The 12,360-nt window shown below is 31.1% G+C and carries 11 protein-coding genes; 3 read left to right on the top strand and 8 right to left on the bottom strand.

Features of this window, described 5'->3' with window-relative positions:
* Nucleotides 1-2 precede the first annotated feature (2 nt).
* The 8 genes from Q4Q39_RS16520 to Q4Q39_RS16485 form a co-directional block, all read right to left on the bottom strand.
* Entirely contained in the window at nucleotides 3-1,001 is a 999-nt protein-coding gene (locus Q4Q39_RS16520; RefSeq protein ID WP_303283658.1) for a GntR family transcriptional regulator, read from the bottom strand.
* Between the two features lie 561 nt (nucleotides 1,002-1,562).
* A complete protein-coding gene (locus tag Q4Q39_RS16515) occupies nucleotides 1,563-1,910 on the bottom strand; it encodes an L-rhamnose mutarotase (protein ID WP_303283657.1) in 348 nt (115 codons plus the stop codon).
* Between the two features lie 27 nt (nucleotides 1,911-1,937).
* Nucleotides 1,938-3,278 carry an L-fucose:H+ symporter permease gene (fucP, locus tag Q4Q39_RS16510; RefSeq protein WP_303283656.1) on the bottom strand — a complete coding sequence of 447 codons (1,341 nt, stop codon included), beginning with the start codon at nucleotides 3,276-3,278 and terminating at the stop codon, nucleotides 1,938-1,940.
* 89 nt (nucleotides 3,279-3,367) lie between these two features.
* On the bottom strand, nucleotides 3,368-4,159 hold the full coding sequence (locus Q4Q39_RS16505; RefSeq protein ID WP_303283654.1) for an SDR family oxidoreductase: 792 nt from the start codon (nucleotides 4,157-4,159) through the stop codon (nucleotides 3,368-3,370).
* Nucleotides 4,160-4,175: 16 nt separating this feature from the next.
* Nucleotides 4,176-5,006 (bottom strand): amidohydrolase family protein, encoded by an 831-nt coding sequence (locus Q4Q39_RS16500; RefSeq protein ID WP_303283653.1) that lies wholly within the window; start codon nucleotides 5,004-5,006, stop codon nucleotides 4,176-4,178.
* Nucleotides 5,007-5,068: 62 nt separating this feature from the next.
* The gene (locus Q4Q39_RS16495) at nucleotides 5,069-6,499 is read right to left on the bottom strand and encodes a tagaturonate reductase (protein ID WP_303283652.1); all 1,431 of its coding nucleotides are present in this window, start codon (nucleotides 6,497-6,499) and stop codon (nucleotides 5,069-5,071) included.
* A gap of 76 nt (nucleotides 6,500-6,575) precedes the next feature.
* Nucleotides 6,576-8,228 (bottom strand): UxaA family hydrolase, encoded by a 1,653-nt coding sequence (locus Q4Q39_RS16490; RefSeq protein ID WP_303283651.1) that lies wholly within the window; start codon nucleotides 8,226-8,228, stop codon nucleotides 6,576-6,578.
* Between the two features lie 9 nt (nucleotides 8,229-8,237).
* A complete protein-coding gene (locus Q4Q39_RS16485; protein WP_303283650.1) occupies nucleotides 8,238-9,248 on the bottom strand; it encodes a zinc-binding alcohol dehydrogenase family protein in 1,011 nt (336 codons plus the stop codon).
* Between the two features lie 141 nt (nucleotides 9,249-9,389).
* On the opposite strand from Q4Q39_RS16485, the gene Q4Q39_RS16480 reads away from it, so the two are divergent.
* From Q4Q39_RS16480 to Q4Q39_RS16470, 3 genes are all read left to right on the top strand, one after another.
* Nucleotides 9,390-10,265, top strand: a complete 876-nt coding sequence (locus tag Q4Q39_RS16480; RefSeq protein WP_303283649.1) for an AraC family transcriptional regulator — start codon at nucleotides 9,390-9,392, stop codon at nucleotides 10,263-10,265.
* A 243-nt stretch (nucleotides 10,266-10,508) separates the two neighbouring features.
* On the top strand, nucleotides 10,509-11,072 hold the full coding sequence (locus Q4Q39_RS16475; RefSeq protein ID WP_303283648.1) for an RNA polymerase sigma factor: 564 nt from the start codon (nucleotides 10,509-10,511) through the stop codon (nucleotides 11,070-11,072).
* Nucleotides 11,073-11,129: 57 nt separating this feature from the next.
* Nucleotides 11,130-12,320: a FecR family protein gene (locus Q4Q39_RS16470; protein WP_303283647.1), complete on the top strand. Its 1,191-nt coding sequence runs from the start codon at nucleotides 11,130-11,132 to the stop codon at nucleotides 12,318-12,320.
* Nucleotides 12,321-12,360 lie beyond the last annotated feature (40 nt).

Genomic DNA, 12,360 nt, shown 5'->3' with positions numbered 1-12,360 from the left:
ACTTATAACGATTCTCTTAATATTAGGTTAGTGGGTATAAATACTTGCATGGGGGCATCTTTATATATAAATTCGGCAGCTTTTTGTCCTAACGCTTTAAAATTGGTAGAAATAACAGAGATGCCTTTATAAATAAATTTTTTCATCGGTGTTTCATTATATGATAAAAAACCAACGTCAACTCCTGGTTCTAAATCTTTGCTTCGACATTGTTCTAAAAATGTTCCTAAAAAACGGTCACTGACACTTATATAAGCAATGTTATTTTCAACATTAAAATTCTTTAAGTTTGTGACTACTTTATATTTAAACTGAAAGCTATTACAATATTTCTTAAAATAAGAGATTGCTTCTATTGGATGGTAAGTGAATTTCGGATAAACAAAATGAATTTCTTTATACTTTTTGAATGATTCACCCGCCTCTTTTAATACATTAAAAAATGATTCACCAAAATCTTGACAAACGTAATTATTACCTGCTTTACAATGTATATTCCAATCTATTAAAAGTAGCTTTTCATTTCTAAAACCATTTAAAACAGAAGAGACTTCATCATTGTCAAAACCCATAATAACATATTTGTAATATTTTCCTTTGCTATTATTTAATATGGTTTTGAAATTTTCAATATTGTAATGATGAAATTGTACATCTGTAATAAAATTATCTGGTAAATTATTTATAAAAGAATGATATAAAACTTCTTTATAGGCTTTAAACGTGTCTAATACTAAAAGTACTTTTCTTGTAACATTAGCAACATAATACCCTTTGTTGGGTACAGAGTCTATTACGTTTTGCTCTTTTAATATACTATATGATTTAAAAACAGTATCTCTTGATAGTTTATATTTTTTACAAATGCTATTAACAGAAGGGAGCATATCGCCAACAAGCATTGAGTTATTAGCAATAGCATCATTTATGGTGTTAACTAATTGTTGATATTTTGGAGTATCACTGTTAAGGTCAATATCGAAAATAAATTTGTTTTTCATAGATAATCTATCCTGTTCTGTTCTGGTTTGTAAATATATTAAAAAAAACAGTTTTAATTCAGTTTCTTATTTTTCAAAATGTTTTAAGAAACAATTTGGAGTCATACCAGAACATATGAGTCAAAATTTAAATAAGTAAGGAGATAAATAAAAATAGAGCTAAGGAGAGAAATTAGCTCTATTATAAAATGTTAACAAGTTAAAAAATGATCGGTTACTAAATTAAATTTGCTATGAGTTTTTTTCAACCATTTTCATCAAGTAAAAATGCTGAATTTTAGGGTGTTGTTAGTGTTTTAAATGGTCTAATTAAGGGTGTATAATGTTCAAGATCATTTAATAATAAGAATTTATTTACGTATTAGTGCTTTTTAAAGTTTTTGTATACGTTTTAATAAAATAAAATTTATTTTTCTTTTTATAATAAATATAAATAACTGTAATTTAGTGTTTTATGAATTTTAAAACTATAATTAAGAAATCTATGAAAAAAAATAGAGCCACTTATAGTTGCTCTATTTTTTTGTTATTATCAGCTTAAAAAAAGAGATTGTCTATTAATTATTCTTCTAATTTGAATACCTTCTCTAGTGCAATCCATTTTTCACCATCTTTAGCCCAAGGTAATTCTTGTTGGTAATCCCACATAAGATTTTCCCACTCTTGTACTTTAGGATTGTTAGCATCCATTTCAGATTTTTTTACAGGATCAAAAGTGTCATCAACTTCCATAATCATAAACATTCTATTTCCTGTTAAGTAAATTTCCATATCAACTATGCCAGCATCTTTAATACTTTTCGTTATTTCTGGCCATGCATTACCAGCAGCATGATACTCTTTGTATTCGGCAATAAGCTTAGAATCATCTTTTAAATCGCACGAATAGCAATATCTTTTAATACTCATAATTATAATATAACTGTTTTTTAATAATTAATTTTTTGTAACTCTATATGCATAAAGACCATAAATAGCAACAAAAACTAAGCATATCATTGGTAATATAAATGAAAAATGTATTTCAGTCATTCCACCAGTAACGACATCACCAAACACTTCTTTATCATTTACTGTATCTCCAAAATCCATAATTGAAGCTTGAATTTTCGGTAAAAATGCTCCACCTACAATAGCCATTATAAGACCAGAAGAAGCAAGTTTCACTTCTTCTCCCATATCTTTAAGTGCTAAGCCATAGATGGTTGGAAACATAATTGACATAAATACAGAAACTAATACAAGACAAACTAAACTTGTTATCCCAGTGGTAGTCATTACTCCAAGGCAAAGTATAGCACCAGCAATTGCAAAAATAGTTAACATTTTAGCAGGATTAATTTTTTTCATAAGAGCTGTTCCAATAAATCTAGTAGATACAAATAAGACCATGGCTGCGATATTCCAAAATGTGCCATCAATTTGATTTGCTTTTATAGAACTTTCATTAATATATTCAACTAATTGAAAAATAGCTGTCCAACACATAATTTGTGCGCCAACATAAAACATCTGAGCTATAACACCTGCTAAATATGTTTTGCTTTTAAAGATTCTATTTACAGATTCTTTAATTGATAAGTTTTCACCCATAGTCATTGAAGGTATTTTTGTTTTCCATATAATAAAGAAAACAACAGCTACAAATATACCTACAGCAATGTATGGCGTACTTATAATGTCTAAATCATGCGCTTTAATCTCTGCGGCTTTTTCTGTCCCTAAAGCTACAATTTCAGAGCTATCATCATAGTCTGCAGATAAAATTCTATCTAAAACAACGAATTTTGCTACCATCATTCCTGTTAAAGAGCCAATAGGATTGAAGGATTGAGCCAAATTTAGTCGTTGCGTGGCCGTTGATGGATCTCCCATTGACAAAATTAATGGGTTTGAAGTAGTTTCAAGAAATCCAAGACCACAAGTAATAACAAATAGAGAAATTAAAAAATAGGTATAACTTCCTTCGAGGGCTGCAGGATAGAAAAGTACGGCTCCAATTGCATATAATGCTAAACCGAGTAAAATACCTGATTTGTAGCTGAACTTTCTTATAAATAGAGCTGCTGGAATTGCCATAACTCCATATCCGAAGTAAAAAGCAAATTGTACATTATAAGCTTCCTTGTTAGAAAGTACCATAACTTTTTTAAATGCAGCAACCATTGGATTTGTTAAATCGTTTGCAAATCCCCATAGTGCAAAAATTGATGTTGCGGCAATGAAAGGAATTAATAACTTTTTAGGTACTACAGGTATATTTTTAAGCTTACTCATAAAACATTATTTAAGTTTGTTGATAAATATATTCTTTAATCAATTCAAAAGCAGATTATTTTGTTTTAAATTATATAACAAATGATTTATTATTCGGTTAATAAAGATCGATCTAAATGTACATACCCACCATCGCAGAATATAAACTGACCGGTGGTATGTGATGATTTATTTGATATTGTGAAAAGGCAAGTATCTGCAATCTCTCCCGGAGTTGTCATTCTATTTTGTAAAGGAATTTTTTTAACGATAGACTTCAATTTTTCTTCACCATTTTCAAGTGTTTTTATCCAATTATCGTAAGCAGGTGTCCAGCTTTCTGCTATAATTATAGCATTAACTCTAATTTGATTTTTGATTAAATCTACAGCCCATTCACGTGTTAATCCTAGTACACCTCCCTTAGATGCAGCATAGCCAGATGTCCCTCCTTGGCCAGTTAAGCCTACTTTAGAGCCAATGTTTAGGATATTTCCTTTTGACTTTTTTAGCAATGGTAAGGCATGTTTTACGGTTAAAAAATAACTAACCATGTTTAATTTTAATGAGTTCATAAAATCTTCATAAGAAGCATCTAGTCCAACACCATCGTTTACTCCAACATTATTAATTACAACATCTATTCTGCCATATTTTTCTGAAATAGTTTGAATGGCACTTTTTATTTGATCTGGATTTGTAACATCGGCTTGACAAAATATAGCATCAATACCTCTTTTTTGTAATTTCTCAACATAACCAAAACCTCTGGCATTTCTATCTATTACGGCTGGAGTAGCACCTTCGTCTGCTAATTTTTGTAAAATGGTTTCTCCTATACTACCCTCAATTCCTGCAGCTCCCGTTATAACAACTACTTTTCCTTTTAATCCTAAATCCATTTTTAAATGTTTTTTATTATTTCAAATTGTAAAATTTAATAGCGTTGCCACCCATAATGGCAGCTTGTTCTGTAGAACTCATTTTTGCTATAAATTCTGTTACTAATTCTTTTACTTTTTTATAATTTCCTGCCACCAAACAAACTGGCCAATCCGATCCGAATAAGGTTCTTTTAGTACCAAAAGCTTTCAAAACTAAATTCATGTACGGATGTATTTGTGTAGGTGTCCATGTATTAAAATCTGCTTCTGTGATCATACCAGACAATTTACAATATACATTGTCGTATGTTCCAATTTCTCTCATTAAAATAGCCCACCCGTCATAAAAACCATCTTTTATATATGGTTTAGCGATGTGATCAATCACGAACTTTTGATTTGGAAATTGTTTTACAAATTCTAAGACAGCTCCCAATTGATGAGGAAACACCAAAATATCATATACATAGTTATGTTTTTCTAAAATTGAAATCCCTCTTAAAAAATTAGGGCGTAATAAAAAGTTGGAATCTGCTTCACCTTGTACCACATGTCTAAAACCTTTTAGTCTTTCATGTTCTTTATAGGCTTCTAAATCTGTTTCTAGGTTGTCTGATCTTAAATCAATCCAACCAACAACGCCTTTAATGAAATCATTTTTAGAAGCTAGATCTAATAAGAAATCAGTTTCAGCTAGAGTTTGATCTGCTTGTACTGCTACACAACCATCAATATCATTTTCAGCGTATACTTTTTTCAAATCATCAGGTAAAAAATCTTTACGAATTGCAGACATACTGTCGTCAATCCATTCGTGTTTTAGAGGTTCATAATTCCAAAAATGTTGATGAGAGTCTATGATCATTTTTATACTGATATTTTAATTATTGTGGTTTTTTTAGTTTATCATTAAAAGACTATTAGGTTTTACAAAGTCTTTAATGCTTGCTTCATGCCATTTGTGATGATGTTTTCTAAATGAGTTGTTACTGTGTCTAGAAGTCCATCAAATTCTGTTAAATCGATTCCCCAGAAATCTGTATTGGATAATGTTGCTTTTGCAATTCCGGCAATGTCTTCTGTTTTCCATTGCGAAGCAAAGAAATCCAAGACAGATTGGTCATCCTTTAAAGTAATAGCTTCTCCATCTCTATTACCCCTATAAAAGGCAATTAAAGAAGCTAGGGAGAATAACAATCTATTAGGTAATTCATTTTTTCTTTTAATGTATTCTAACACCGATGGCAATACTCTTGTTTTGTATTTTGATGTTGAATTTAACGAAATACTAATCAATGCATGTTCTAGATAAGGGTTTTTAAAACGATCTAATACATCATTAGAAAATTGATCCAGTTCTTCTTTAGAAAGATCCAAAGTTGGACAGATTTCCTCAAAAATGGCATCTTTTAAAAAGCCACCAACCACATCATCTTCTAAAGATTCACGTACTTTGTCTATACCGTATAAATAACCAACTGGTACTAAGGTTGTATGTGCACCATTTAGGATTCTTACTTTACGTGTTCTGTATGGTTCCATATTGTTTGTAAACACGATATTTAAACCGCAAACTTCAGCAGGGATTTCTTCTTTTACAGAAGCTGGCCCTTCAATAACCCATAAGTGGAATTGCTCACCTTCTACAACTAAATTGTCTTTGTATCCTAATTCTTTAGTAATAGTGTCCATTTTATCTTTAGGATATCCAGGAACAATTCTATCGACTAAAGTGTTACAAAAAATATTGTCTTCATGTATCCATTCTACAAATGCATCCCCTAAATTCCAATCGGCCGCATACTTCAAAATAATTCTTTTTAAATTATCGCCATTTTTGTCTATTAGTTCACAAGGTATTACAATCATACCTTTGTCTGAAGCTCCCCCAAAAGCTTGAAATCGTTTATAAAGTAACGCTGTTAACTTGCCTGGATAGCTTGATTGTGGCGTGTCTTTTAATGTGTCATCAGGATTATAAGCAATTCCAGCTTCTGTTGTATTAGAAATAACAAAGCGTAAGTCTGGATTTTCAGCATTTGCTAAATAATCTGTGTAGTTTTCATAAGGGTTGATACCTCTTTGAATACAATCGATAATGTCATGTTCACTAATAGCCTGTCCGTTTTTAATACCATTTAAATATAATGTATATAAACCGTCTTGATCGTTTAGCATTTTAATTAAACCTTGATCGATAGGTTGTATGGCTACAACTCCCGCATCAAAAGCTACTTTTTTATTCATTTCATGAATCATCCAATTGGCAAAGGCTCTTAAAAAATTGCCTTCTCCAAATTGGATAATGCGTTCTGTATAAGTATTAGCTTTTGCTGTATTTCTATTTAATGTGTTCATTTTTGTTAGCTTTTGGCTATTATTTTTTTGCTTAATCTATTTTAGTGTTCGGTTTTCAGTGCTCATAACTATGAACTTATAAAGAAACGCCTCTTTTCCAAGGAATAAAATCATTATTACCATGAAGTACTGCTTTTGAAGCAACTTCGCCGCTAGCTACTTTTATAATGTGATCTAATATCTTTTCACCCATAGATTCAATAGTGTCTTCTCCACTAATTACGGTACCTGCATTGATGTCTATAATGTCGTTCATTCTTTCGAACAAATGCGTATTACTAGACATTTTTAGAACGGGTGCTACGGGGTTACCAGTAGGTGTACCCAGCCCTGTTGTAAATACCACGACATTACATCCAGAACCTACTAAACCAGTTGTAGACTCAACATCATTACCAGGCGTACATAATAAGTTTAAACCAGGTTTTGTAACTTGTTCTGTATAATCTAAAACCTGAGTTACTGGAGATGTTCCACCTTTTTTAGCAGCTCCTGCAGATTTCATGGCATCTGTAATTAATCCGTCTTTTATGTTTCCTGGCGAAGGATTATTTTCAAACCCAGATCCCACTGCTACTGCAGCAGCAGAATAGGCTCGCATTAAATCATAAAATTTCTTTGAATCCTCTTCTGTTTCACAGCGATTGATAATCTCTTGTTCTACACCATTTAACTCGGGGAATTCTGATAATACGGGACTTCCGCCAAGTGCAACTAATAAATCGGAGGCATAACCTAAAGCTGGATTTGCAGATATTCCTGAGAACCCATCTGAACCACCACACTCTAAACCAAGTACTAATTTATTTAAAGGTGCAGGTTGTCGGGTAATTTTATTAGCTTCAATTAACCCTAAAAATGTGTGTTTAACGGCTTCTTCAATTAGTTGGCGCTCGCTTTCACTTTTTTGCTGTTCTAAATAATGAACAGGCTTATCTAAGTTTGGGTTTATGGCATCCAATGCATTTTGAAGCATTTCTATTTGTGCATTCTGGCATCCTAAACTAAAAATAGTAGCTCCAGCTACGTTAGGATTTGCAATATAACCTGCTAATAATTTACAGAGCGTTTCCGAATCCTGACGAATACCACCACAGCCGCCATCGTGTTTTAAAAACTTAATACCGTCTACATTGGGAAAAATTCGATTTTTAGTCATTTCTTCCTTCGTAGTAATAATCGGGGTGTTTAAGATAGCTTCTTTAGAAGCTCCTGACTTATATTGATTGATTAGAGCATCTGTATCTACTGCAAAATCTTTTTTTGTTTCGTATCCTAATTTTTCAGAAAGCGCTCCTTCTAAAACATCAACGTTTCTATTTTCACAAAACGTTAATGGAATTACTAACCAATAGTTCCCTGTTCCTACCTTACCATCTTTTCTGTGATATCCATTAAATGTCCTTCCTTCAAACTTAGAAGCATCTGGAGCTGACCAAGTAAATTTTTCTTTAGAATCTTGAAATTCAGCAGAGGCATGTTTTACATTATCAATAGTAATAGCACAACCAGCTTGAATAGGTTCTATAGCTTTACCTATTAACACCCCATACATGAAAATTTCATCACCTATAGCGAAATCATTTAAGGCGAACTTATGTTTTTGTTTTATAGTCTCTTTTAAGATAATATCAGTACCTTGAATTGTAGTTACCGTTCCTTTTTCAAGAGGTGTAATAGCTACAATAATATTATCTTTGAGATCTATTTGTACGTAATTCTTAGACATCTATAATGTTTAATTAAAATTTACTGTCGCTTTAATAACGCCAGTTTCTGGATTCAACCAACTGTCAAAATTCTCTATCATTTCTGTAAATGGAACCGTGTGAGTAATAAAAGAGTCTGTTGGGAATTGATTTAAAATGCTTATTACGTGTTCAAAATCTTCTGTAGTTGCATTTCTACTGCACATTAATGTCATTTCTTTTGCATGAACTGCTGGATGGGTATAAGTTAATTCACCTTTAGATAAACCTACTAATATAAATCGTCCCCCATGAGCCATATAGTTCGGGCCTGCTTCTAAAGCACCTTTATGACCCGATGCATCAAATACAGCTGTTGCCATATCTCCATTAGTTATTTCTGAGATTTGCTTTACAGGGTCATTACCGACATTAACAGTGTAGTCAACACCAATTTTGTCTTTAGCATATGCTAAGCGGTCATCGTTTAAATCTAAAGCAATGACTTTTGCTCCTTCAATTTGTGCTAATTTCATGATGCCAATTCCTATAGGCCCACAACCTACAACCACTACAAATTCATTTTTTTTAATATCTGCTCTTCTAACTGCATGTGCACCAATTGCTAAAGGTTCTACAATAGACATTTCATCATTAGTGAGGTTGTTAGCAGGAAGTAAAATATTTGTCGGCACAGTTATTTGTTCTTGCATGCCACCATCACCATGTACTCCCAGTACTGTAATGTTGGTACAGCAATTTGTTTTACCATTTCTACATGCGATGCATTCTCCGCAACTAACGTAAGGCATAACAACTACTTTATCTCCAGCTTTTATTCCTTGAGGATTGTCTCCTATTTCTAAAACTTCAGAAGCCAATTCATGTCCCAAAATTCTTGGATAAGTGAAAAAGGCTTGATTTCCAGAGTATGCATGCAGATCTGTTCCACATATGCCAACTTTATTTATTTGTAATAATGCTTCATTTTCTTTTCTAACTGGAGCGTCTTTTTCTTTTAAAAGAAATTCTCCTGGCTTTTCGCAAACAATGTATTTCATAAAATCTGTATTAAGAACACAAAATTAGATCGATTTTTAAGTTAAATCTACCTCATAGAAAGCAATTTATGATACTTTAATTGCATTAAAAAAAATATTTAAGCTATTATTGTATAATAAAATCAATAATTAGAAGCGTATATGAAACTTCATTTTATAGATAGAAGTGACTTAAAAAATAATACATTTAGTGTTACGCACCATAATTATCCATATTTTTTAAAAATTTGGCACCATCATAGAGAGCTTGAATTAGTATTATCTATAAAAAGTAAAGGGACTCGATTTGTAGGTGATAGTATTCTTAAATTCGATGAGGGAGATTTAGTGCTTATAGGTAAAGATTTGCCACATATGTGGTTGAATGATGACGAGTATTTTGAAGCGTCTTCTAAACTTAAGGCAGAAGCGATTGCTATTCATTTTAAACAAGATTTTCTTGGAGACCATTTTTTAAGTATTAATGAGATGGCACCAATTTCAGATTTAATAGAGCGATCTATGTATGGTATTAAATTCCTAAATATTAGTCCAGAGTTAGTACATAAAATAAAATCGATTTCTAGCCTTGATGGGTTTAATAGGATTATGAGTTTTATTGATGTTTTAAATGATTTAGCTCATTGTGAAACTTATGAGTTATTAGCTAGCAAGGGGTTTATAAATTCGTTTAATAAAGGAAGTCATAGAAACTTAGATAAAGCCTATGAGTATATATTTAATCATTTTAAAGAGCAGATAACACTTATAGATGTTGCCAAAATTGCTTGTATGAATCCATCGTCATTTAGCAGGCTTTTTAAAAAAGTAAATGGTAAATCATTTTCAGAATATTTAACAGAAGTTAGAATTGGGTACGCTTGTAAGCTTTTAATGGAAAGAAATAAAAACATTTCTAAAGTTTGTTACGAATCCGGTTTCAATAATATTTCTAATTTTAATAGAAGGTTTAAGGCGCTTATGTCTATGTCGCCTAAAGTTTATACTCAACACTATAAGAAAGTAAAATTTTTGTAAAATAGATTTGAAGCGGGATCATCAAAAGTCTTTTTAAGTAAAAAAAATATTAAAATAACGTGAATCTAGGATAAGAATTAATATGAGTTTTACCAGTGAAATTAAGATTTTCGAGAATGTCGAAACCCTTTTTTTATTTACATTATTTCAATCATATTGAGTTAAATACAATTACATTTATTATATTGATTTATATTAGCACAATATTGGTTATTCACAATACTCTCAATTCAAATCATATAGATGGGATCTAAAGACTTAAAAATCCTTGAAAACCTTAAAAATGGTGATGCTTCAGCCTATAAGACATTATTTGATGAATATTATATGCCATTGAGTATCTATGCATTGAAGTATTGTGATTCATTTCAACTAGCAGAAGACATCGTTCAAGATTTGTTTATTAAATTTTGGGATGAGGAGCTATACATGAAATTAGAAGGAGCTATAAGCCCTTATTTATTTCGATCTGTAAAAAATAACACATTACAGGTTATGAAGAAACAAACCAAATATCGTTTTGAAGACATAGAAGATCAGGTCAATAAGCTAATTGAAGATGAAAAATTGGACATGACAGCTATTGAAGATAGGAAAAAGAAATTGTTTGATGAAGTTGAGTCATTACCAGAAAAAAGTAAGGAAGTATTCAAAGCCATTGTTTTAGAAAATATGAAATATAAAGAAGTAGCGGAACAATTCAATATTTCTGTAAATACTGTAAAAACGCATTACTCAAGAGCCTTAAAACAACTTCGTAATTCATTAGATGTTATTATAATGTTACTTTTAGTTAAAAAAAAGTAAATTTATTGTCACCCATTTTTTGTCTTCTAGTATATGTGTAATATAGAAGATCATCAAATGAATAAGATTAATACAAATATTCTCAAACTTTTTATTGCTTATACTTCGCAAGAAATTAATGAAGAAGAATTTAAAACACTTCAGAACTGGATTAATAAAAGTGTTGAAAATGAAAAGCAATTTTCGGAGTATTTAATATTTCATAAAAAGGCAAGAAGCATAGGTTTTTATGATACTATTGATAAAGAAGAGGCCTGGGATACTATAGTTGTTCAATTACAGAACCCATTGTTAGCAGAGAAAAAAGAACCAGTAAAAAGACTAAACTGGAAATATATGGCTGCTGCATCTGTTCTTTTAATACTAGCATTAACCTTATTTCTAGATAAAAAAGGAACTCCCAAATTTGTTGAGCCAATTATTGTAAATAACAATATTAAAACGGGTACTAATAAGGCCATACTAAGCTTATCTGATGGCTCGAATATTACTTTAGAAAAAGGGCAAATATATGAAGCGAATAATATATTTAGTAGTGGAGATTATATCGTTTATAAAACTGACGAAGAAAATTTAAAGGAAGTAGCCGAAGTAGCTTACAATTATATTACCATTCCTAGGGGAGGGCAATTTCAAATAACCTTATCTGACGGTACTATGGTTTGGCTTAATTCAGAATCTCAACTTAAATACCCTGTAAATTTTAAAGCAGGTGAAACCAGAAAAGTTGAACTAGTATATGGCGAAGCTTATTTTGATGTTTCTCCGAGTACCGAGCATCAAGGTGCAGATTTTAAAGTATATAATAATAAACAGGAAATAAAGGTATTAGGTACAGAGTTTAATATTCGAGCATACAAAGATGAGATAACCATCTATACAACATTAGTGGAAGGTAAAGTTGCGGTAAGTACAGATACTAAAGAAGAAACACTCATCCCAAATCAACAATCAAAAGTTAACACCATTGATAATGATATAACACTTTCTATGGTAGATGTGAATAGTATAATTTCCTGGAAAGACGGCATTTTCGATTTTGAAGGTAAATCATTAAAGGAGATTATGAAAGTATTATCACGTTGGTACGATATGGAAGTTGAATTTGAAAATGAAACTTTAAAAGGAGAACGTTTTAGTGGTAGGATTGGTAAGCACTATAATATAGAAGAGATCTTAACGACTATTAAAAATATAAACATCATCAAAAATTACGAGATCAATAATAAGAAAGTCATATTAAAATAAAGATGAAAATTAATTAACTTAAAACAATGATGCCTATGTA

This window comes from Flavivirga amylovorans (genome assembly GCF_030540875.1).
Lineage (GTDB): Bacteria > Bacteroidota > Bacteroidia > Flavobacteriales > Flavobacteriaceae > Flavivirga > Flavivirga amylovorans.
This window is presented reverse-complemented; position numbering and strand designations above follow the sequence as displayed.

What these genes read in the sequence shown, in the direction of transcription:
- Q4Q39_RS16495 (WP_303283652.1), bottom strand. Translation starts at nt 6,499, where the DNA reads ATGAACACATTAAATAGAAATACAGCAAAAGCTAATACTTATACAGAA.
- Q4Q39_RS16470 (WP_303283647.1), top strand. Translation starts at nt 11,130, where the DNA reads ATGAATAAGATTAATACAAATATTCTCAAACTTTTTATTGCTTATACT.
- Q4Q39_RS16485 (WP_303283650.1), bottom strand. Translation starts at nt 9,248, where the DNA reads ATGAAATACATTGTTTGCGAAAAGCCAGGAGAATTTCTTTTAAAAGAA.
- Q4Q39_RS16475 (WP_303283648.1), top strand. Translation starts at nt 10,509, where the DNA reads ATGGGATCTAAAGACTTAAAAATCCTTGAAAACCTTAAAAATGGTGAT.
- fucP (WP_303283656.1), bottom strand. Translation starts at nt 3,278, where the DNA reads ATGAGTAAGCTTAAAAATATACCTGTAGTACCTAAAAAGTTATTAATT.
- Q4Q39_RS16515 (WP_303283657.1), bottom strand. Translation starts at nt 1,910, where the DNA reads ATGAGTATTAAAAGATATTGCTATTCGTGCGATTTAAAAGATGATTCT.
- Q4Q39_RS16520 (WP_303283658.1), bottom strand. Translation starts at nt 1,001, where the DNA reads ATGAAAAACAAATTTATTTTCGATATTGACCTTAACAGTGATACTCCA.
- Q4Q39_RS16500 (WP_303283653.1), bottom strand. Translation starts at nt 5,006, where the DNA reads ATGATCATAGACTCTCATCAACATTTTTGGAATTATGAACCTCTAAAA.
- Q4Q39_RS16490 (WP_303283651.1), bottom strand. Translation starts at nt 8,228, where the DNA reads ATGTCTAAGAATTACGTACAAATAGATCTCAAAGATAATATTATTGTA.
- Q4Q39_RS16480 (WP_303283649.1), top strand. Translation starts at nt 9,390, where the DNA reads ATGAAACTTCATTTTATAGATAGAAGTGACTTAAAAAATAATACATTT.
- Q4Q39_RS16505 (WP_303283654.1), bottom strand. Translation starts at nt 4,159, where the DNA reads ATGGATTTAGGATTAAAAGGAAAAGTAGTTGTTATAACGGGAGCTGCA.